The sequence below is a fragment of the Streptomyces sp. NPDC002499 genome, assembly GCF_053595415.1.
Genome location: NZ_JBSFXO010000015.1, coordinates 351,287 through 372,527 on the forward strand (window position 1 = coordinate 351,287; position 21,241 = coordinate 372,527).

Consider the following 21,241-nt stretch of genomic DNA (forward strand, 5'->3'; position numbering starts at 1 on the left):
CAGCAGGACGAACAGGGGGTAGTCATGGGACCGAACGACGCTCAGATCGTGCGGGTGTTCAGCCGTGAGCCGAGCGGGAAGATCGCCGACAGCACGCTGGATCCGCAGAAGGACGGCGAGATCGTGCTGGAGGCCGAGGCGGGGCGGACCCTGCACGGGCAGGAGGGGTCGTACCGGGTGTCGCTCGTCGTGCGTGACATCGACGACGGCACAGCCATTCCCGTCGTCGGATCCGGAGTGGTGCAGGGTCACTTCCTCACGCCCGGAGAAGGGTGGACCGACTTTCCGGGGGTCTTCGAGTTCACGTTGAGCAGCGCTGTGCTCAGCCAGCACGCGGGCCACATCGCACAGGCCTACGGATCGGTGAAGTACGGCTCGACGGAGCCGGGGGCGACCTTCGCCGTCAGCCCGCCGTTCCTGATCCTTCCCTAGCCGCAGCCACCCGGGCCACGAGTTCCACCCGGGAGCGGATGCCGAGCTTCGCGTAGGCATGGCTGAGGTGGTACTCGACGGTCTTCGCGCTGAGGACCAGCTCGCGGGCGATCTGGCGGTTGGTCAGCCCGGTCGCCGCGAGTTGGGCGACGGCGTGTTCCTGCGGTGTCAGTCGTTCCGGAGCGCCCACGCGGCCTGGATCCCGCACATCGGCAAGGCCCGCCGCCGCCAGTTCGCGGTCGCAGTGCCTCAGGAAGGGCGCGGCGTCCAACTCGGCGAAGCGGGTCCGGGCCGCGCGCAGGTGCTCCAGGGCCGGTGCGCGACGGCCGGTGCGGCGCAGGAAGGAGCCGAAGTCGAGCTCGGTACGGGCCTGCTCGAAGGGCAGGCCGACGCGGGCGGCGCGGTCGATGGCCTCGGCGAAGGCGTCCCGGGCGCGTTTCGGCTCTCGGCGGGCCGCGAACAGGGCGCCGCGCACCCGGCACACGGACGCCAGGGTGGAGGCGCGCGAGCGCTCGGTGGCACGCCGTTCCAGGGCGGCCAGCACCTCCTCGGCCTCGTCGAGCCGACCGGCCGAGACCAGCGCGTCGGCCAGCAGATCGCGCCAGGTCGTGACTCCGGGCTCGGCGGTGAAGTCCAGTTCCTCGTAAGGGACGAGGGTGCGCAGCAGCTCGACGGCCGACGTGGGCTCGCCGCGGACGAAGGCCAGGAAGGCGCGGCCGTACGTCACGAAGATCTCCACCATCGCGGACTCCTCGACCACGGGGTGGCCGCGCGCGATCCTCAACTGCTGCTCGGCACGCTCGTACTCACCGCGGGCGGTGAGCAGGAGCACGTTCTCGGCGTGCACCACGGGGGCGATCCACCCCTGGCCGAGGTCGGCGGCGACGGAGGCGGCCGTCTCCCAGTGCAGGCTCGCCAAGTCCCAGTCACCGCAGAGGTATTCGGCTTTCGCGAGGATCGCCAGGGCGATCACGCGCAGCGGCACGGGCCCCCGGCGCGTGAGGTCCACGACCCGCTCCAGGTCGGGCCGGGCCTGTGCCGCGCGGTCGGTGTACAGGTACAACGCACCTCTGCCCAGCAGGAGTTCGATGTCCCGCACGCCCACCAGTGCCGCCGCGGGCAGTTCCTCGGCCAGCCGGAACCCCTCCTCGTAGGCGCCGAGTTGCCCGAGCGCGGCGAGGTGGATGAAGCGCAGGGTGCCGCCGGAGCGCGCCCGGCCGTCGTGGTCGCGGGCCGACTCGGCCCACTGGCACACGCGAGCGGCCTGACCGCCCAGCATGTGGACCATCACGTGCTGTTCCGCGATCCGTGCGTCGAGTCCGGGGTCCGCGCCGGGGGTGCGCAGCCGCCATGCTTCGTCCAGCAGGGCGTGCGCCTGGCCGACGCGGCCGGCGACCAGCGCCAGATGGCCGCGGGCACAGCACCGTACGGCCTCGTCGGTCGCGTCGGGCAGCGCGGCCACGACGGCGGCGGCCTCCTCGTCCCGGCCGTCGAAGAGAAAGGCCTCCACGGCCTCGCAGTTCAGCCGCCCGCGCTCCGCCGGCCGGGAGGTGAGCCGGGCCGCGTACCGGAGGAGGGGTGCGGCCTCCACCCAGCGGCCGTCGGCGCCGCGCCGGCGGGCGCAGTCGGCGAGTTCGAGGGCGAGCCGGTCGTCGGGTCCGTAGGCGGCGAGCGCCCGGTGGTGCAGGCGCGTGAACTCGTCGTCGGCGGCCTCGGCGGCCCTGCTGTGCAGTGCGGTACGGCGCAGCGGGCCGAGTCCGTGCAGGACGGCCGCGCGGACCAGCGGGTGGGTGAACGCGATACCGGTCGGCGCGGCCTGCGGGGTCTCCCGGAGCAGCCCGTGGGCGAGGGTCTCGCCGAGCGCGGCCAGCGGTTCGGCGACCTCTGCGAGGCGGGCGGCGCGGGCCAGCGTGCAGTCCGGGCCGAGCACGGCCGCGGCCCGCACCAGGGCACGGGCGGACGGCCCGCAGCGGGCGAGCCGGTCCAGGACGAAGCGGGTGTACGACTGCGGGGCGGGCAGTGCGGCGGCGGACCGGAGCGCGGCCGGCGGCACCTCTTCGAACAGGGCCCGGCAGTGCAGCGGGTTGCCGTGGGTGTGGGTACGCAGGCGGCGCGCGGCGGCCGGGGTCAGCGGCTCGGTCAGATACCGGGTGCTGAGTCCGACCAGGTCCGCCGTCGCGAGGCCGTCCAGCCGCAGTCGTACGGCGGTGTCGTCGGTGAGGATCCGGCGCAGTCCGCCGGGCATCCCCGGGGCCTCGACATCGCGCAGCGCGAGCAGGCACAGGACGCGGTCGGCGCGCAGCCGGCGCAGCGCGAAGGTGAGCGCGCGCAGCGAGGGCGCGTCGGCCCAGTGCGCGTCGTCGACGACCAGCACGACGGGTTCGTCGCGCTGCAACTCCCCCAACGGGTCGAGGAGTTCGGCTCCGGCGGTGAGCGGGTCGGTGTGCACGGAGCGGCCCAGGAGCTGGCCCAGCACGCCGTACGGCAGCTCCGCCTCGTTCTCCTCGCCGGCCGCCGTCAGCACATGGCCGTGCGCGCTGTCGGCGAGGAAGCGCCGCAGGAGCGCCGTCTTGCCGATACCGGCGGGTCCTTCGACGACGACCACCCGCGGGACACCCGCCGACGCCTCCCCGTATCGTCGGCGCAGTTCGGCGAGTTCCCTCGTACGTCCCAGGAACGCCGCCCCGTCGCCGCGCCCCCGAGGCATGACAGTGTCCACGCCGCCCCCTCCCCGAGGCCACGGCCCCCGACCCGCCCCAGGGACTTTCCCGAGAACTCACCGGAGGCGGACCGGGGACCGTGTCCGTACGTTGGCTCGCGTCCAGCATCCACGGGGGCGACGGGGGAATGTGATGAAAGCCGGGGAAAAGGCCGAAGGTCTACGTCGACAGGGCGGGGTCGCGGCGGCGCTCGCGGCGTCCAGGGGACCGATCGGGGCGCTCTCGCCGGACTTGCTGGTGGTGCGGGCGCGGACGCTGTGGGCCATGGAGCACACGGAGGCGGCCGTCGAGCCGGCCGCCGAGGCGGTACGGCGCGCTCCGGCACTGCCCGCGGCCCGCGCGATGCGGGGACTGACCCGGCTGGACGCGGGAGACCTCGGAGCGGCCTGGGACGAGGCGGAGTACGCGCACAAGCGGGCCCCGGAGGAACCGTTGACGTACGTCCTGCCCTTCGAGAGGTCCCGGCGCCTGCTCGACTCCGCGGTGGCGGCCCAGCCGTGGCACGTGGGTGCCCTGGGTTCGGACGGATGGTCCGCCCGGCCGAGGCCTCTCGACCGGCAAACTTGACCGGTCTACGGCAACGCCCGGCACAACGCCTCCAGCGCCCCCGACCACGCGTGCTCCGGTGGAGTCCCGTACCCCACGACCAGCGCGTCGCGGCGTTCGACCGTCGCGTCGGGGTGTTGGTAGCGGTGCAGGCCGTGGAGGGCGAGGCCCTGCCAGGCGGCCGCGCGCAGGGACTGTTGTTCGGTGCCCGGGGGGAGGCGGAGGACCACGTGCAGGCCGGCCGCGATGCCGGTGGCGCTGACCTGGGGGGCGCGGTGGGCGAGTTCGGCGACCAGGGCGTCGCGGCGACGCCGGTAGCGCAGGCGGGAGGCGCGCACGTGACGGTCGTAGGCACCGGAGTTGATGAACTGGGCGAGGGTCAGCTGGTCCAGGGCTCCGCAGGAGTCGATGCCGCCCTTCGCGCGGGCCGCCTCCTGGACGAGGCCCGGGGGCAGTATCAGCCAGGCCAGCCGGAGGCCCGGGGCGAGGGCCTTGCTGGCCGTGCCCGCGTACACGACGTGGTCGGGGTCCAGGCCCTGGAGGGCGCCGACGGGCTGGCGGTCGTAGCGGAACTCGCCGTCGTAGTCGTCCTCGATGACCATGCCGCCGGTGCGGCGGGCCCAGTCGACGACGGCCGCGCGCCGGTCGCGGTGCAGGGTGCCGCCCATCGGGAACTGGTGGGCGGGGGTGAGCAGGACCGCGCCCTCGTCGGTCAACTCCCTCGGATCCGTGCCCCGTTCGTCGAAGGGGAGCGGGACGGTCCGCAGACCTTCGGCCGCGAGCAGGCGCCAGTGGATGTAGAGGCCGTACGACTCCACGGCGACCGTGCTCGCGCCGCGCGCCCGCAGTACCGCGCTGAGGATGCGCAGGCCCTGCGAGATGCCGGCGCACACCAGGATGCGGTCGGGGTCGGCGCGTACGCCCCGGGCGCGGGCGAGATAGCCGGCCAGCGCGGTGCGCAGTTCGACGCGGCCGCGCGGGTCGCCGTAGCCGAGGGACTGGGACGGGACGTCGGTCAGGGCGCGCCGGGCGGCCTTGAGCCACTCCGCGCGCGGAAAGGAGGCGAGGTCGGGGGTGCCGGGGACCAGGTCGTAGGCGGGGCGGTGCGCTTCGCGGGGGCGGTGCTCTTCACCGGGGTGGAGGTGATGCCCCGCACGGGGGCGGCGATGGGGCTCCTCGCCGGACGGCTCGGGGTCGGGGCGAGGTGCGGAGTCCCCCGCGATCGGCGTGCCCTCCCCGACCCACGCGCCCTTCGCACCCCTCGTGGCCTGCGCAGCCCGCACGCTCTCCGCGACCCGTGTGCCCGAGCCCTGGCGGGCCGTGAGCCAGCCCTCCGCCACCAGTTCGGCGTACGCGTCGGCGACCGTGTTGCGGGCGATGCCCAGGTCGGCGGCGAGCGAACGGGAGGAGGGCAGGCGGGTGCCCGGGGCCAGGCGGCCGGTGCGGACGGCCTCGCGCAGGGCGTCGGTCAGGCCGCGGCGCAGGCCCGGTCCGGTCGGTTCCAGGTGGAGGTCTACGCCGAAAGTGGCCCACGTTTTCACCATGGAAATGGACCATACTCCTGGGCTGCCCGGAACCTAGGGTCGAGACATGACCACAGAGCAGACCGCCGAATCCGCCTCCGATCGCACCGATCAGTACGCCCCCGAGCACAGCCCCCGCCTGAACTGGGCCCAGCACGTGCCCGACGTCTACAAGGCGATGCTCCGCCTGGACGCCGCCGCCCGTAAGGGTCTCGACCCGAAGCTCAACGAGCTGGTCAAGATCCGGACCTCGCAGCTCAACCACTGCGCGTTCTGCCTGGACATGCACACCAAGGACGCGCTCGCGGCCGGCGAGAGCGTGGAGCGGATCATCCAGCTCGGCGCGTGGGAGGAGTCGCGGCACTTCTACACGGAGAAGGAGCTCGCGGCGATCGAGCTGACCGAGGCGGTCACGGTCCTGACCGACGGCTTCGTGCCGGACGAGGTGTTCGAGAAGGCCGCCAAGCACTTCGAGGAGGCCGAGCTGGCGCAGCTGATCGCCGCGATCACGGTGATCAACGCGTGGAACCGCTTCGGCGTGACCTGCCGCATGGTCCCGGGCCACTACACCGCCGGGCAGCACCAGTGACCGTGAGCAAGGTCGCCGCCTTCCGCGCCCTGCACCGGGGCCGTGTCCCGGGCGACCCGCTCGTGCTGCCCGGTCCCTGGGACGCGGCCAGCGCGCGGGTCCTCGTGGAGGCCGGTTTCCCCGCGCTCGCCACCCCGAGCGCGGGGGTCGCCGCGGCGCTCGGGTACGCGGACGGGGACGTGCCGGGCGAGGAGATGTTCGCCGCGGTGGCGCGCGTCACGCGGGCGGTGGACGTGCCGGTCTCCGCGGATGTGGAGGGCGGGTACGGGCTGGCCCCGAAGGAGCTGGTGGAGCGGCTGCTGGAAGCCGGGGCCGTCGGCTGCAATCTTGAGGACTCCGACGGGGGTGGTGTTCTCAAGGACCCGCGCGAGCACGCCGATTGGCTCGCCGAGGTGCGCTACGCGGCCGGGGACGAGCTGTTCGTCAACGCCCGGGTGGACACGTTCCTGCACGGGGACGGCGATCCCGAACGGGCCATCGAGCGGGCCGCGTTGTACGTCGCCGCCGGTGCCGACTGCGTCTATCCGATCGGCGCCCCGACGGACGTACTGCCGCTGCTGCGGTCCGGGATCCAGGGGCCGATCAACATGGCGGGCCGGCTGGACGGCGAGGGCCCCTCGCCCACCGAACTCGGTGAACTCGGGGCCACCCGCGTGACGTTCGGACCGGGCATGCAGCGCGCGGCGGCGCACGCGCTCCGCGGGATCGCCGACCGCCTCAAGAAGTAGGAGACGGCCAACGACCCTACGGAACAAGGGCGTTCAGGACAGCCACGCCTTCCACGTGGACGCGTGGCTGTCCACCCACTTCTTCGCCGCCTGCTCGGGTGTGAGCTTCTGGTCGGCGATCAGCAGGGAGACCTCGTTCTGGTCCTCGGTCGTCCACTTGAACTTCTTCAGGAAGGCCGCCGCCTCGCCGCCCTTCTTCGAGAAGTCCGCGTTGAGGTACTTCTGCAACGGAGTGTGCGGATAGGCGCAGGCCACCTTCGCCGGGTCCGCGTCGCAACCCTCCTTGTACGCGGGCAACTTGACCTCGGTCATCGGGACCTTCTTGAACAGCCACTGCGGCGCGTACCAGTACGTCAGGAAGGGCTTCTTCTCCTTGGCGAACTGCCGCATCTGCGTGATCTGCGCGGCCTCCGAACCGGCGAACACCACCTGGTAGTCCAGCTTCAGGTTGCTCACCAGGGCCTTGTCGTTGGTGACGTACGACGGCGAGCCGTCCATCAACTGACCCTTGCCGCCGCTCTCGGGGGTGCGGAACAGCGACGAGTACTTGTTGAGGTTCTTCCAGTCGGTGATGTCCGGGTGCTGCTTGACCAGGTACGTCGGCACGTACCAGCCGATGTGGCCGGTCACCCCGAGGCCGCCGCCCCGGGCGATGGTGTGCTTGTCGTCGACGTAGCGCTTCTCCTGGTCGGGGTGGCCCCAGTCCTCCAGGATCGCGTCGACCCGGCCCTGGCTGAGCGCGTCCCAGGCGGGCACCTCGTCGACCTGGACGGTGTCGACCCGGTAGCCGAGCCGATGCTCCAACAGGTACTGCGCGACAGCCACGTTGGCCTGCGCGCCGACCCAGGACTGCACGGAGAGGGTCACCGTCCTGGCACCCTGCGCGTTGGCGAAGGGCGAGGCCTGCTTGGTCATGTCGGCGGCGCCGCAGCCGGTCAGCAGGATCAGCGACGCGACGGCAGCGGTCGTACGTACGCGCATGTCACGCTCCCTTCTTCGTGCGGCGCCGTGTCGGCTGGGTCACCCGGTCGAGCATCAGGCCGAGGCAGACGATCGCGCCGCCCGCCACCAGGCCGGTCGCCAGGTCGCCCTGGGCCAGGCCGAAGACGACGTCGTAGCCGAGCGCGCCACCACCGACCAGGCCGCCGATGATGACGACGGCGAGGACGAGGACCACGCCCTGGTTGACGGCGAGCAGCAACGCCGGGCGGGCGAGCGGGAGTTGGACCTGGCGCAGCTGCTGCCAACTGGTCGCCCCGAGCGAGTTCGAGGACTCCAGCGCGGCCGGGTCGACCTGACGCAGGCCCTGGGTGGTGATGCGGACGACGGCGGGCAGCGCGTAGACGACCGCCGCGGCGACGGCGGGCGCGCGGCCGACGCCGAACAGCGCGACGACCGGGATCAGGTACACGAACTGCGGCATGGTCTGGAAGACGTCCAGGACGGGCCGCAGCAGCCGTTCGAAGCGGTCGCTACGGGCCGCCGCGATGCCGGTCGCGAAGCCGAGGACGAGGGTGACGGCGACGGCCGCGAGGACCTGCGAGAGCGTGTCGAGGGACGGCCGCCACACGCCGAGGACGCCGATCGCGGCCATGGCGAGGACCGCGGTGAGGGCGGTGCGCCAGGTGCCGATCAGCCAGGCGAGGGTGGCGACCAGGAGCAGCACCGACCACCAGGGCAGCCACTGCAGACCGTCGCGGACGGGGTCCAGGACCCAGGTGGTGAAGTGCCCGGCCCAGTCGGCGGTGCCGCCCACGACCGGGACGCCCGAGTAGAGGTGGGCGGTCATCCAGTCGACGGCGCGGTTGACCGGCGTGGCGATGTTCAGCGTCCAGGATTCGGGCCAGTCGAGCCGGCCCGCGAGACGCGCGGCGAGGGCCACGACCACGACGGCGCCGCCCGCGTAGAGCCAACGGCGGCTCCCGAGCTCTTCCTCGCCCGTGCTGTCGCCCGCCGCGCCGGTCACCCGGTCCAGCACGACCGCGAGGAGCACGATCGGGATGCCGGCCGCGAGGGCCGCGCCGACGTCGACGGAGGCGAGCGCCTGGTAGACGCGGTCGCCGAGGCCGCCGGCGCCGATCACGGAGGCGATGACCGCCATGGACAGCGCCATCATGATCGTCTGGTTGAGGCCGAGCAGGAGTTCCCTGCGGGCCAGCGGGATACGGGCGGTCAGCAGCCGTTGGCGGGCGCTCGCACCGAGCGAGTCGACCGCCTCCAGGACCTCCTTGTCCGCGCCGCGCAGGCCGAGCGCGGTGAGTCGGGCCATCGGCGGGGCGGCGTAGACGACGGTGGCCAGGACGGCCGCGGGCACGCCGATGCCGAAGACCAGGACGACGGGCAGCAGGTAGGCGAAGGCGGGCAGCACCTGCATGGTGTCCAGGACCGGGCGCAGGGCGCGGTCGAGCCGTTCCGAGAGACCGCCGGCCAGGCCCAGCAGGAGGCCGACGGCGACCGACGCGAGGACGGCGACGACCATCAGCGCGAGCGTCTGCATGGTCGGCACCCACATGCCGAGCAGCCCGCAGGCGAGGAACGCGGCGCCCGTGCCGAGCGCCAGCCGCACGCCGGCCACCCGCCAGGCGACCAGCGCGCCGAAGGCCGTGACGCCGGCCCAGCCCGCGGCGAGGAGCACGAGATAGACGGCGCGTACGCAGATGACGACCGCGTTGCTGACGTAGCCGAAGAAGTAGAGGAACAGGGGGTGGCTGTCACGGTTGTCGATGATCCAGTCGCTGACGTCGGTCAGCGGCTTGGTCAGGTCGACGGTGAGCGCGTCGGGCCAACTACCGCTGGCCCAACGGGCGTTGGCGAGCGGTACGAGGATCGCCGCGGCGAGCGCGATGAGCAGCAGCTTCTGGACCGACCGGCGCTTGAGCAGGTCGGTGGGGAGGGTGCGGGGGGCGGATGCGGTGAACGTGGCCATCAGACCGCCTCCTTGGGCCGATTCGTCGGCATCGGGCCGCGCCCCTGGAACAGCTTCGCCGGCATCAGACCGCCTCCTTGAACCGCTCCCCCGCGACGACCGCGAGGAGGCGCTCGTGGTCGAGGACGCCCAGACAGTGGCCGTCCTCCACCACACAGGCCGTCCGGCCACTGCGGGCGACGGCCTTGATCGCGTCGGCGACCACGGCGTCGGGGGCGAGCGCGCCCGGATGGTCCGGGCCGCCGCAGTCGCCGGGGCGCATGGCCGTACGCACGGTCATGACCTGTTCGAGGGGGACGTCCCGGACGAAGTCGCGGACGTAGTCGTCGGCGGGGCTGCCGACGATCTCCTCGGGCGTGCCCAACTGGACGACCCGGCCGTCGCGCATCAGGGCGATCCGGTCGCCGAGCCGCAGGGCCTCGCTGAGGTCATGGGTGATGAAGACCATCGTGCGGCCCTCCTCGCGGTGCAGGCGGACCACCTCCTCCTGCATGTCCCGCCGGATCAGCGGGTCCAGCGCGCTGAACGGCTCGTCGAACAGCAGGACCTGGGGATCGACCGCCAACGCACGGGCCAGGCCCACGCGTTGCCGCTGGCCGCCGGAGAGCTGGGCCGGCCTGCGCTGTTCCATGCCCTCCAGCCCGACCTTGGCGACGACCTCCTGGGCCCGCGCCCGGCGTTCGGCCTTGCCCATGCCCTGGATCTCCAGGCCGTAGGCCACGTTGTCGAGGACCGTCCGGTGCGGGAGCAGACCGAAGTGCTGGAAGACCATCGCGGCACGGTGTCGGCGCAGTTCGCGCAGCCGGGCCTTGTCCATGGCGCGGACGTCCTCGCCGTCGATGGAGATCGTGCCCGCGGTCGGCTCGATCAGCCGGGTCAGACAGCGCACGAGCGTCGACTTGCCGGAGCCGGACAGACCCATCACCACGAAGACCTCGCCCTTGCGCACGTCGAAGGAGACGTCACGGACGGCGGCGGTGCAGCCGGTACGGGTGCGCAGTTCGACGGGGTCGAGGGCGCGCAGGTCGGGGTCGGTGGGGACGGAGTCGGACTTGGGGCCGAAGACCTTCCACAGGCCGTCGACCGAGAAGACTGCCTCGCTCATCACGCACCGCCTCCGATCAGGTCGACAGCCCGCTCACCGACCATCAACACCCCGATCATCGGGTTCACCGCGGGCATGGTCGGGAAGACCGACGCGTCGGCGATCCGGATGCCGTCCAGGCCGCGGATCCTCAACTCCGGGTCCACCACGGCCTGTTCGTCGTCGACGGCGCCCATACGGCAGGTGCCCGCCGGGTGGTACACGGTGTGCGCGACCTTGCGGGCGTACTCGCTCAGCTCGGCGTCGCCGAGGACCTCCGGGCCGGGGCACACCTCCCGCTTCAGCCAGCCCGCCAGCGGCTCGGTCTTGGCGATCTCGCGGGCGATGCGGATGCCGTCGACGAGGGTGCGGCCGTCGTGGTCGTTCTCGTCGGTGAAGTAGCGGAAGTCGAGGGCGGGCTTGACCGACGGGTCGGCGCTGGTGAGGAAGAGCCGGCCGCGGCTCTTCGGCTTGGGGATGTTGGGGGTCATCGAGACGCCGAACTCCGGCCGCTCGTAGCCGAGTCGCTCCGGATTGTCCGTGAACGGGATTTGATAGAAGTGGAACATCAGGTCCGGGCCCAGGTGTTCGGGGTCGCGGCGCACGAACAGGCCCGCGTCTGAGTCCATCGCGGAGTTCTCGGGGATGGGTCCGTTCGTCTCCCAGACGATGACCGACTCGGGGTGGTCGAGGAGGTTCTCGCCGACGCCCGGCAGGTCGTGGGCGACCGGGATGCCGAGCGCTTCGAGGTCGGCGCGGGGGCCGATGCCCGAATGCAGCAGCAGGCGGGGCGAGTCGACGGCGCCCGCGCACAGGACGACCTCGTTGCGGGCCCGTATCAGCAGCTCCTCGCCGTCCTGGGTGCGCACGTGCACGCCCTTGGCGCGGGTGCCGTCGAGCTCCAGCTTGTACGCCCACGTCTCAAGGAAAATGCGGAGGTTGGGGCGCTCGTCCATCACCGGGTGCAGATACGCCACCGACGCGCTCGACCGCTTGTTGTCCTCGGGGTGGTAGGCGAGGTCGAAGAAGCCGACGCCCTCCGTGAACGGCTTCTGGTTGAAGCCCTCGACGCGCGGGACGCCCAGCGCGGCCTGGGCCGCGTCGACGAAGTCGCGGGCGATGGCGTTCCGGTCCTTCTCGTCGACCGGCACGATGTTGTTGAGGAGCCGGGCGTAGTACGCCTCCATCGGCACCGCGCCCCAGCCCCGGGCACCGGCCGTCTCCCACTCGTCCCAGTCGGACGGCAGCGGCTTGAAGGCGATCAGGGTGTTGTGCGAGGAGCAGCCGCCGAGCACCCGGGCGCGGCTGTGCCGGATGTGGGAGTTGCCGCGCGGCTGCTCGGTGGTGGGGTAGTCGTAGTCCAACTCGCCGCCGAGCAGGCCCATCCAGCGGCGCAGGGTCAGGACGTCCTCGCGGCCCACGTCACTGGGGCCGCCTTCGATGACGGCGACGGTGACGTCGGGGTTCTCGGTGAGGCGGGAGGCGATGACGGAGCCCGCGGTGCCGCCGCCGATGACGACGTAGTCGTACGCGTTCTCGTTCTGGTTCTCGCTCTGGGGCATAGGGGTGCTCACTCCAGTGGGGGCTGGGGTCTGAAAGCTGAGGGTGGAAGGGCCGTGCGTCGGCTCAGCCCGCGAACCAACGCACCGGCTTCGGCGCGAGGTTCTGGTAGACGTGCTTGGTCTCGCGGTACTCGGCGAGTCCGGCGGGGCCCAACTCCCGCCCCACGCCGCTCTTTCCGAAGCCGCCCCACTCCGCCTGCGGGAGGTAGGGGTGGAAGTCGTTGATCCAGACGGTGCCGTGCCGCAGCCGGGCGGCGACCCGGCGGGCCTTGGCACCGTCGCCGGTCCAGACCCCGCCGGCCAGGCCGTACTCGGTGTCGTTGGCGAGTGCGACGGCCTCGTCCTCGGTGCGGAAGGTCTCGACGGTGAGGACCGGGCCGAAGACCTCTTCGCGCACGACCCGCATCTCGCGGTGGCACTGGTCCAGGACGGTGGGCTCGTAGAAGTAGCCGCCGGCGGCGCGTTCGGCGGACGGCTCGGGGCGTCGGCCGCCGGCCCGCAGCACGGCACCCTCGGCGAGCGCGGAGGCGACGTACGCCTCGACCTTGGCGCGCTGCTGCTCGGAGACGAGCGGGCCGCACTCGACGCCGTCCTCGGTGCCCCGGCCCAGGCGTATCTTCTGGGCGCGGCGGGCGAGTTCGGCGACGAAGCGCTCGCGCAGGGACTCCTCGACGATGAGCCGGGCGCCGGCCGAGCAGACCTGGCCGCTGTGGATGAAGGCCGCGTTGAGGGCCTGGTCGACGGCGGTGTCGAAGTCCTCGTCGGTGGCGCAGGCGTCGGCGAAGACGACGTTGGGGTTCTTGCCGCCGAGTTCGAGGGCGACCTTCTTGACGGTGGGGGCGGCGGCCTGGGCGACCTTGGTGCCGCTGACCAGGCCGCCGGTGAAGGAGACCAGGTCGACGTCGGGGTGTTCGGCGAGACGGGCGCCGACCGTGTGGCCGGGTCCGGTGACCAGGCCCGCGACGCCGGCGGGCAGGCCGGCCTCGGCGAGCAGGTCCATCAGGGCGATCGTGGTCAGCGGGGTGATCTCGCTGGGCTTGACCACGAAGGTGTTGCCGGCCGCGAGCGCCGGGGCGATCTTCCAACTGGCCTGGAGGAGGGGGTAGTTCCAGGGGGTGATCAGCGCGCAGACACCGACGGGTTCGTGTACGACGACGCTGTGGATGTCGGGCGAGCCCGCGTCGACGATCCGGCCGGGGGACTCGGCGGCGACGAGGTCGGCGAAGTAGCGGAAGGCGTCGGCGACACAGTCGATGTCGACGCGGCCCTCCTCGGCGGTCTTGCCGGCGTCCCGGCTCTCCAGCAGCCCGAGCTGTTCGCGGTCGCGCACGAGCAGGTCGGCGACGCGGCGCAGCAGGGCGGCACGCTCGGTGGCGGGGGTGCGCGGCCAGTCGCCGTGGTCGAAGGCCTGCCGGGCGGCGGCGACCGCCAGGTCCGTGTCCTTCTCGTCACCCTCCGCGACCAGGGCGAACGGCAGCCCGTCCGCGGGGTCGAGGACCTCACGCGTGGCACCGGAGACGGCTTCACGCCATTCCCCGCGCACGTGGATGGTCGCCTGCGCCTCTAGCCCCAGGCCGTCTGCTGTGTCCGCCATGATCGGTGTTGCCTTCCGTTCCTGTTCAGCGCCCCTGAGTGACACGGATGTCACCCAGCGGGACCGTGAGCACATGCCCCCACCCCCCGATTGCATGCGCAATTCATGGCCGAAAGTGCGCTGTGTCACTGGGCATGCGGGCAAATGGGGCGAACCGTACGCTGAACGGTGAGGCCGACCCGTGGGGCAGAGCCTGGAGGTGGAGCAATGACCAGGAAGGCGTTGATCTGCACGGCGGCGAGCGCGGCCCTGCTGCTGTCCGTCGCCCCAGCCGTCGCGGTGGCCGACGACGGCCCCTCCGCCGGGGAACTGGCCGACCAGGCCAAGGACAACCTCCTCAAGACCGACTCCGTGCACCTGAAACTGACCGACCGCGGCACGGACGCCAAGGACAGCAAGACCCAGCCGACCTCGATGGACCTGGCCCTGGACCGGGACGGCAACTGCGTCGGCACGCTGCGGATGGGCTCCGGCGGGGGCAGCCTCGAACTGGTCAAGCGGGGCGAGGAGGTGTGGATGAAGCCGGACACCGCGTTCTGGAAGGCCCAGGTGCCCGGCGGCCAGGGCGAGGCGGTGGCCGAGCTCTTCAAGAACCGCTACATCCACGGCTCCACGAAGGACTCCCTGCTGAAGAGCCTGTCCGGCACCTGCGACCTCACCGCGTTCCAGAAGGAGCTCTACACCGGCGGGTCCACCAGCGACACCCCGCTCGCCAAGGGCGCCGAGACGAAGATCGACGGCACGAAGGTCATCCCGCTGAAGGGCACGCGGGACGGCAAGAAGACGGTTCTGTACGTCACTTCGGCCGCCCCGCACCGCCTGGTCGAGGCCACCCAGAAGGGCGACGGCACCGACATGACCCTGACCTTCGGGGACTACGGCGAACCGGTGCCGTCGGCGACCCCCGCGCCGGACGACACGGTGGACATCGGGAAGCTCCAGCAGGAGTTGGGCACCGCGTGAGGCCGCGTCGGTGTGCCGTCCCCCTGTCCCGTCAGTCCAGGCCGGCGTCGGTGCCGCAGGAGGTGTAGGGCGGGCAGAACCAGGTCAACGCGGTGGCCAGACGGGCGAGTTCGTCCGCTCGCCCGTCGGAGTCGGGGCCGTAGGAGGCGAGGGCGTAGATGTTGCCGTCGGCCGCGACGAAACGCTCGTCGTAGACGTGCCAGGTACCGACGTCGGGCTCGCCCTTGATGGTGTCGGCCAGGTATTCGAGGCGCGAGCCGGTGAACTGCCCGTCGTCGAGCGTCTGCAGATCGAGCTTCCGGAAACCGGCGGCCTTGCTGGTCCGGTCCGACAGGAACAGCTCGAAGGAGGCGGCCGGGGAATCCTCCGCCACCTGGTACACCTGCAACCGGTGAGTCCGGTCCGCACTGCGGTAGTTGACCACCGCGATCCCGAACTCGGAGTCGACCGTACCCCGCGTCCACCCCTCGGGAACCGCGATCTGGAACCCCTCCGCGTCGTCGTACTTCTCGTACCCGGCGGGCGGCCCGAAGACCGACGGCGACACCGACACCGACGGGGAGAACGTCCCCTCGCCGGGCGTCACCCCGGCACCACTCGACTCCGACGGCGACGGAGACCCCACGGAACTCCCCGCGACCGGCTTGTCGTCCGCCCCGCCGTCGCCCTTCCCCACGACCAACGTCAGGACGAGACTCACGGCCACCCCGACCACGGCCGCCCCGACGACCACGGACCACACGAGCCGCCGATTCATCCCATCGACGGTCGCGGGAGCGGGGGCCGGCGCCTCGGGTGCCCAACTACCCACAGTGGCCCACTCGTTGACGGGAGGCGTCGGCGGAGTCACCGACCCCGCGCCCTCCCCCGCCCTCTCCTCCCACCGTTGCAGATCCTCGTTCCAGTACCGCTCTCCCCCGCTCATCGCACCCCTCTCACAACCCCACCAGCGCGGCGACCGCACCCGCCGAGGCGAGGACGTCGAGCAAGGACTGGGAGTCGGCGAGCAGCTCGCGCAGGCGTTGGCGGCGGCTGTGCCCCGCCTGGCCCGTGCCGGTGATCTCGGTCTCGGTCTCCGCGAGCTCCGCCGCCAGTGCCGCCGTCTGTTCGCTCGCCCGCACCCGTTCCAGGTCGGCTCTCAACTCCCGTACCGCCGCGAGCAGTTCCTCGGTCGCCTGGTCGCGCTCCCCGGCCGGCCCGTGCTGGTGGTGGCTCTCGGCGTGGGCGTGGCTGCCGACCGCGAAGGTGCTGTCCGAGACGTTTCCGAAGCTGACGTTCGGTTCTTCACTGGGCATGGCTCTCCGCCCCCTTCTGCGGCGCGGGGCCGCCCGAGACAGTGGCTGAGGCGGACGCGGTCGCATGGCTGCCGACGGCGAACGTGCTGCCCTCGACCCGGCCGATGTTCACGTCGCCGTTGCTGATGTTGACGATCTTCTGGACGAACTCGCCGGTCTCGTAACCGCATTCGGCGAGCGCGACCCGTACACCGTTCGCGACCCGGTCCTGCACGCTGCGCAGATAGCGGGCGACGTCCATCTCCTGGAAGAGAGAACCCGCGGGCACCGCGCCCAGTTCGCGGACCGACAGCGCGGGGCCGTCGGGCAGCGCGCCCGCGTAGCCGCCGGTCAGCAGGCGCCAGAAGTAGTAGAGGCCGCGGCCGAGTTGGGCCAGCGCACGCCCCGCCGAGGCCGGCACCTGGGCGAGGGCCGCCGCGCCCTTGCCGAGCGCGTTGTTGTTGCGGAACCGGTGCGCCGTACGGTCGGCGTCCTTGAACTCCGCCCGCACCGGCGTCAGTACGTGCGGGGCGATCTCCAGCATCAGCATGCTGCCCTGCGTGTGGATGCGCACGAAGACCGTGACCACCAACTCCTCCTCCCAGCCGCCGACGCGGATCCGCAGGAAGTGCCGCCGTTTCTCGGCGCCCTCCTCGACGGCCCGCGCCCGGTGCTCCTCGAAGGCCTGCGGGGTGTACGGCGCCTGCTCCCGGCTGGTCAGCCCCTCGGCCGGCAGGAACACGCACTCGTCGATCTCCAGCCAGCGCAGCCGGTCCCGGACACCGGGACCCGCGTACTCGGCGGGCACCCGGAGCTGTTCGAGCAGCGGACGGATCCGCTCCAGGACCACGCGGTTGCTCAGCGGCCGACGGCTGTTGGTCTCGTCCGGCCGCAGTTCCACCGCGAGCACCCAGGTGTCGTACGCCGTTCCCGCCCCGCAGAACGGACGGGCCTCGTGGTACATGACCAGCGGCGCGTGCTGTTCCAGCCGGATGCGCTGCGTGAGCCGCCGGAGACGGGGGCCGTCGGCCTGTTCGGCGGGGTCGGCGGCGGCGTCCGGGAAGCGCTGCGGGGAGAGTTCGGCGGCCAGCGCCCGGCTGAACTGATCGCGCTGCGCGTGCAGGCACAGCGCGATGAGCGCGAACACCCCGAGCGTGACCCAGGCGTGCCACGGCTCGGCGAGGCCGCCGATGTCGTCGAGGCTCGGGACGACGACGTCACCGAGGCTCGCCGGGTCCGAGGAGCCGGACGTGTCCGCGGTGTCCGAGCCTTCGCCGAACGCGGCGAGGACCGTGAGGACCAGGAACACCGCGAAGAACACCCGCCCCCACCAGCGGAGCAGGAACGCCGGGATCAGCCGGTACAGCGGCGGCTCCGCGGCCCGGCCCCTGACCCAGGGCGCGATCGCGAGCGCCACGCTCGGCCACAGGAAGAAGGCGAGGAGCCCGCCGCTGAGCGGCGCCCCCACCACCCACAGACCGATGACGGCCCCGGCCCACAGCAGCTCGTGGCGGCGGGCGCGCAGGGCGTGGGCGAGGACCCGGGCGGCGTCGAAGCCGAGCGAGGGGGCCACCATCCGCTGTTCGTTGAGGTGGAGCTCCTCGATGACGCGGTCGCGGTAGCCGGAGTCCAGATAGGTGCCCGCGCACAGCAGCCGGGTCGCCTCACTGGCGTGCGGAGGTAAGGAAGGCAAGGAAGCGGTAGTCACGCGGTTCCCCCGATGCGTGGAAAGACCGTTGTCAGACGTCTAGTTGACAAACCATCAGCATAGAGCGACGGAAGTGACGGACGGAAGCGGAATGACAGGCACGGGCAGACATGGACAGGCCCGGAATCTTTGACTAAGGTCAAAGAAATATGAGGCCCGACAACACGGAATCGGTGTCGGCGGAGCAGGTGGCGACCCTCCGTCGGTTCAACCGCTACTTCACCCGCCGTATCGGCGCGCTCGACGACCACTACCTCGGCCAGGACCGCCCGCTCGGCGAGGCCCGCCTGCTCTTCGAGATCGAGAGCGGGAGCCGCGGCGCGGGCGGGGGCGACAACGGCGTCGACGTCGGCGGCGGGGTCTCGCTGCGCGAGCTGCGCGGCCGTCTCGGGCTCGACGCCGGGTATCTGAGCCGGATGGCGAAGACCCTGGAGGCGCAGGGCGTGGTCCGGATCGGCACGGACCCGGCCGACAACCGGCTGCGCAGGGTCGAACTGACCCCGGCGGGACGCGTCGAGATCAAGGAGCAGAACCGCCGGGCCAACGCGCTCGCGGCCGGCCTCCTCGACACCCTCAGCGAGCCCCAGCGCGCCGAACTCACCCACGCGATGGCCACCGCCCAGCGCCTGCTCCGCCTTGCCGCGATCACGGTCACCTTGGTCGACGGCGCCGCCGAGGACGCCCGCGCCTGCCTGGACGGCTACGCGGCCGACATCGGCGCTCGCTTCCCGGAGGGCTTCGACAAGTCCGACCTCGTACGGCCCGAGGAGGTCACGGGCGACGCGGGCGCCTTCTTCGTCGCGTACGAGGAGGGGCGGCCCATGGCCTGCGGGGCGCTACGGACGCTGGAGCCGGGCGTGGGCGAGATCCGGCACGTCTGGGTCCACCCCGAGGCCCGCCGCCTGGGCCTGGCCCGCCGGATCCTCGCGGAGCTGGAGCGGTCGGCCGTGGAGCACGGCTTCGACGTCGTACGACTGGACACGCACGCGGTGCTCACGGAGGCGCAGGCGATGTACCGGGCGTGCGGGTACACGGAGATCCCGGCCTACGTCGACCACGTCTACGCCTCCCACTGGTTCGAGAAGCGGCTGGCCGGCGCCCGCTGACCCTCCTCCCCCAGCAGCTCCCGCACACAGGCCCGCAACCACGCGTGTGCCGGGTCGGCGTCATGCCGTGGATGCCAGGCCAACCCCAGCTCGAGAACCGGGAGTTGCAGCGGTACGTCGAAGGTGACCAGGCCCAGTGAGACGGCCAGCGGCACGGTCCAGTAGCTGATCAGGCCGATCAGGTCGGTGTCGCGCAGCACGAACAGCGAGGCGGGAAAGGTGCCGACGGTGCCCACCACTCGGCGTTTCAGGCCGAGTTCGGCGAGCCGCGCGTCGACGGGACCGTGCAGTTTGCCGCGCCGCGAGACGATCAGGTGGTCGGCCTCGCCCGCGAACCGCTCGGGCGTCAACTCCCCCTCCAGCAAAGGGTGTCCGGGCCGGACGACGCCGACCATCCGGTCCTCGTAGAGGAGTTCGTGGTGCACCTCGGGCGCCGTCGCGTCCAGGACCCCGACCTCCAGGTCGGCGGTGCCCTGGCGCAGGACCGGCGCGTCGACATGGCTCTCGGCGAGGAAGCGGATCCGGATGCCGGGCGCCTCCTCGGAGGCGCGCGCGAGCAGCCGGGCGCCGTACAGGGCGGCGAGCGCGTCGTGCCCGATGATCGTGAGCGTCCGGCTGACGGTTCTGAGGTCGGCGCCCCGGCCGGGCGCGAACAGGGCCCGGGCCCGCTCCACCACCGCGCTCACCTCGGCCCGCACGGCCAGCGCGTGCGGGGTGGGCACCATCTGCCGCCCGGCGCGGACCAGCACAGGATCGCCGAGCGCCTTGCGGATCCGGCCCAGGGTGCGGCTCATGGCGGGTTCGGAGAGATGCAGCCGCCGGGCGGCACCCTGCACGCTCTGCTCCTCGAGCAGCACGTCGAGGGCGACCAGCAGATTGAGGTCCAGACCCCCTGAGCCGCCGGAACTCGCGGATTGCGTCACACGCATTCTCCCCTTGCAAAGGTTGCACTGGAAAGCAGGCCACTGCCGAGCCTACGGTGACAGGGCATCCCTCACCACACCTCCCGCACCACACCTCCCGCACCACACCGAAGCTCCCTGGAGGAGCCATGCCCCCGCCTGCCCTCAAACGGTCCGTCCTGCTCACCCTCTGCGCCTGCGTGCTCGTCGCGCAGAGCATGGTCGCCGCCATCAACCTCCTGATCCCACAGCTGAGTTCGTCCTCCCTGCACCCCTCGCACACCCAACTCCTGTGGATGGTCGACGCGTACGTCATCGTCTTCGCCGGACTCCTCATCCCGGCCGGCGCCCTGGGCGACCGGTACGGCCGCAAGGGCGCGCTGCTCGCCGGTCTCGCCCTCTTCGCGGCGGGCGCCGCCACCAGCGCGCTCGCCCAGAACCCGGCGACGCTGATCGCGGGCCGCGGCCTGTCCGGCGCGGGCGCGGCGCTGATCACCCCGGCGACGATGTCGATCCTGGTCCACCTCTCCGCTCCGGAACACCGATCCCGCGCGATGGCGTCCTGGACCCTGGCCCTCGGCCTCGGCGGACTCGCCGGGAACCTCGGCGGCGGCCTGGTCGGCCAATTCCTGTCCTGGCGTGCCCTGTTCGGGGCGATGGTGCCGCTGGCCGCCCTGCTGGCCCTCGCAGTCACCCTCACCACACCCCGCACGGCCCGCGCCGCGCACGGCAACCTCGACCCCACCGGTACGGTCCTGCTGACCACCGGCTTGGTCGCCGTCCTCTTCGGCATCATCGAGGGCCCGGCCCACGGCTGGACCTCCCCGCGCATCATCACGGCCTTCGCGACGGGCGCCGCCCTCACAGCGGCGTTCACACTCCACGCCCTGCGCTCCCGCACCCCGCTCCTCGACCCGCGCGTCTTCACCTCCCCCACCCTCCGCGCGGCCACCCTCGGCACGGCCACCGGCTTCTTCGGCCTGTTCTCCCTCTTCTACGTCAACTCCCAGTACCTGCAAGGCATCAAGGGCTACGGCGCCGCCGTCACCGGCGTCGCGATCGTGCCGCTGACGATCGGCATGGCCCTGGTCCCGAGGCTCGCCGTCCGCTGGGCGCACCGCCCGCGTCCGGTCATCGGCACCGGTCTCGCCCTCATCGGCCTGGGCCTGCTCGGCGCGTCCACCGCCGACGCGGGCACCCCGTACTGGACGTACGCCTGCTGGCTGCTCGTGATCTCGGCGGGCACCGGGCTGTCGATGCCCGCGCTCACGGTCGGTGTCGTCACCTCGCTGCCGCCCCACCAGACGGGCCTCGGCTCCGGCCTGGGCACCTCCGCCCGCGAACTCGGCGCGGCCCTCGGCGTCGCGGTCACCGGCACCATCCTGGCCGCCCACCCCGACCTGGCTCAGGGCATGGGCCCGGCCCTGCGTACGGTGGCGTTCATCGTCCTCGCGGCGACGGCCCTCGTGATCGTCGGACACCGCGACCGGACCACCACCACACGCACTATCGCGTCCGACGGGAAACGCGTACTATCGCGTTCATCCCGTCGCATCTGATCATCGACTCCCCTCACGCGCGACC

General features: G+C 72.2%; 18 protein-coding genes. 7 read left to right on the forward strand and 11 right to left on the reverse strand.

What is annotated here, in order from left to right; all coding sequences use genetic code 11:
* Nucleotides 1–24: 24 nt before the first annotated feature.
* Nucleotides 25–432 carry a hypothetical protein gene (locus tag ACWD5F_RS38565; RefSeq protein ID WP_451260918.1) on the forward strand — a complete coding sequence of 136 codons (408 nt, stop codon included), beginning with the start codon at nucleotides 25–27 and terminating at the stop codon, nucleotides 430–432.
* On the opposite strand, the gene ACWD5F_RS38570 is transcribed toward ACWD5F_RS38565, so the two are convergent.
* Nucleotides 404–3,151, reverse strand: a complete 2,748-nt coding sequence (locus ACWD5F_RS38570) for an AAA family ATPase (protein ID WP_451260919.1) — start codon at nucleotides 3,149–3,151, stop codon at nucleotides 404–406. The genes ACWD5F_RS38565 and ACWD5F_RS38570 overlap by 29 nt on opposite strands.
* Before the next feature lie 133 nt (nucleotides 3,152–3,284).
* Between ACWD5F_RS38570 and ACWD5F_RS38575 the strand changes: the two genes are divergently transcribed.
* On the forward strand, nucleotides 3,285–3,719 hold the full coding sequence (locus ACWD5F_RS38575) for a hypothetical protein (protein ID WP_451260920.1): 435 nt from the start codon (nucleotides 3,285–3,287) through the stop codon (nucleotides 3,717–3,719).
* Between the two features lie 5 nt (nucleotides 3,720–3,724).
* Here the strand turns inward: ACWD5F_RS38575 and pdxR are convergent, their stop codons facing one another.
* Complete coding sequence (gene pdxR / locus ACWD5F_RS38580) at nucleotides 3,725–5,242, reverse strand: MocR-like pyridoxine biosynthesis transcription factor PdxR (protein WP_451260921.1); 1,518 nt, start codon at nucleotides 5,240–5,242, stop codon at nucleotides 3,725–3,727.
* Nucleotides 5,243–5,288: 46 nt separating this feature from the next.
* On the opposite strand from pdxR, the gene ACWD5F_RS38585 reads away from it, so the two are divergent.
* Together ACWD5F_RS38585 and ACWD5F_RS38590 are read left to right on the forward strand one after the other, a co-directional pair.
* Nucleotides 5,289–5,810: a carboxymuconolactone decarboxylase family protein gene (locus ACWD5F_RS38585; protein ID WP_451260922.1), complete on the forward strand. Its 522-nt coding sequence runs from the start codon at nucleotides 5,289–5,291 to the stop codon at nucleotides 5,808–5,810.
* Between the two features lie 2 nt (nucleotides 5,811–5,812).
* Nucleotides 5,813–6,538, forward strand: coding sequence for an isocitrate lyase/PEP mutase family protein (locus tag ACWD5F_RS38590; protein ID WP_401714422.1), 726 nt, complete (start codon nucleotides 5,813–5,815; stop codon nucleotides 6,536–6,538).
* Between the two features lie 33 nt (nucleotides 6,539–6,571).
* Here the strand turns inward: ACWD5F_RS38590 and ACWD5F_RS38595 are convergent, their stop codons facing one another.
* From ACWD5F_RS38595 to ACWD5F_RS38615, 5 genes are all read right to left on the reverse strand, one after another.
* Nucleotides 6,572–7,519 (reverse strand): ABC transporter substrate-binding protein, encoded by a 948-nt coding sequence (locus tag ACWD5F_RS38595; protein ID WP_451260923.1) that lies wholly within the window; start codon nucleotides 7,517–7,519, stop codon nucleotides 6,572–6,574.
* Nucleotide 7,520: 1 nt separating this feature from the next.
* Nucleotides 7,521–9,464 carry an ABC transporter permease gene (locus ACWD5F_RS38600; RefSeq protein WP_451260924.1) on the reverse strand — a complete coding sequence of 648 codons (1,944 nt, stop codon included), beginning with the start codon at nucleotides 9,462–9,464 and terminating at the stop codon, nucleotides 7,521–7,523.
* Nucleotides 9,465–9,528: 64 nt separating this feature from the next.
* Nucleotides 9,529–10,569, reverse strand: a complete 1,041-nt coding sequence (locus ACWD5F_RS38605; RefSeq protein ID WP_401713812.1) for a quaternary amine ABC transporter ATP-binding protein — start codon at nucleotides 10,567–10,569, stop codon at nucleotides 9,529–9,531.
* Nucleotides 10,569–12,110 carry a GMC family oxidoreductase gene (locus ACWD5F_RS38610; protein WP_451260925.1) on the reverse strand — a complete coding sequence of 514 codons (1,542 nt, stop codon included), beginning with the start codon at nucleotides 12,108–12,110 and terminating at the stop codon, nucleotides 10,569–10,571. Before ACWD5F_RS38610 ends, ACWD5F_RS38605 begins: the two co-directional genes overlap by 1 nt.
* 64 nt (nucleotides 12,111–12,174) lie before the next feature.
* A complete protein-coding gene (locus ACWD5F_RS38615) occupies nucleotides 12,175–13,704 on the reverse strand; it encodes an aldehyde dehydrogenase family protein (protein ID WP_451260926.1) in 1,530 nt (509 codons plus the stop codon).
* 207 nt (nucleotides 13,705–13,911) lie between these two features.
* Between ACWD5F_RS38615 and ACWD5F_RS38620 the strand changes: the two genes are divergently transcribed.
* Nucleotides 13,912–14,667: a hypothetical protein gene (locus tag ACWD5F_RS38620; protein WP_451260927.1), complete on the forward strand. Its 756-nt coding sequence runs from the start codon at nucleotides 13,912–13,914 to the stop codon at nucleotides 14,665–14,667.
* Between the two features lie 31 nt (nucleotides 14,668–14,698).
* Here ACWD5F_RS38620 and ACWD5F_RS38625 read toward each other — a convergent pair whose 3' ends face one another.
* From ACWD5F_RS38625 to ACWD5F_RS38635, 3 genes are all read right to left on the reverse strand, one after another.
* Nucleotides 14,699–15,424, reverse strand: coding sequence for a hypothetical protein (locus ACWD5F_RS38625; protein ID WP_451260928.1), 726 nt, complete (start codon nucleotides 15,422–15,424; stop codon nucleotides 14,699–14,701).
* A 178-nt stretch (nucleotides 15,425–15,602) separates the two neighbouring features.
* Nucleotides 15,603–15,962: a hypothetical protein gene (locus ACWD5F_RS38630; protein WP_451260929.1), complete on the reverse strand. Its 360-nt coding sequence runs from the start codon at nucleotides 15,960–15,962 to the stop codon at nucleotides 15,603–15,605.
* Nucleotides 15,952–17,634: a hypothetical protein gene (locus ACWD5F_RS38635; RefSeq protein ID WP_451260930.1), complete on the reverse strand. Its 1,683-nt coding sequence runs from the start codon at nucleotides 17,632–17,634 to the stop codon at nucleotides 15,952–15,954. The genes ACWD5F_RS38630 and ACWD5F_RS38635 overlap by 11 nt, the downstream gene beginning before the upstream one ends.
* A gap of 164 nt (nucleotides 17,635–17,798) precedes the next feature.
* Between ACWD5F_RS38635 and ACWD5F_RS38640 the strand changes: the two genes are divergently transcribed.
* Nucleotides 17,799–18,755, forward strand: a complete 957-nt coding sequence (locus tag ACWD5F_RS38640; protein WP_451260931.1) for a bifunctional helix-turn-helix transcriptional regulator/GNAT family N-acetyltransferase — start codon at nucleotides 17,799–17,801, stop codon at nucleotides 18,753–18,755.
* Here the strand turns inward: ACWD5F_RS38640 and ACWD5F_RS38645 are convergent.
* A complete protein-coding gene (locus ACWD5F_RS38645) occupies nucleotides 18,710–19,684 on the reverse strand; it encodes a LysR family transcriptional regulator (protein ID WP_451260932.1) in 975 nt (324 codons plus the stop codon). The two genes, ACWD5F_RS38640 and ACWD5F_RS38645, sit on opposite strands and share 46 nt — an antisense overlap.
* 122 nt (nucleotides 19,685–19,806) lie before the next feature.
* Here ACWD5F_RS38645 and ACWD5F_RS38650 point away from each other — a divergent pair, with 122 nt between their 5' ends.
* Nucleotides 19,807–21,216, forward strand: coding sequence for an MFS transporter (locus ACWD5F_RS38650; RefSeq protein WP_451260933.1), 1,410 nt, complete (start codon nucleotides 19,807–19,809; stop codon nucleotides 21,214–21,216).
* Nucleotides 21,217–21,241: the final 25 nt, after the last annotated feature.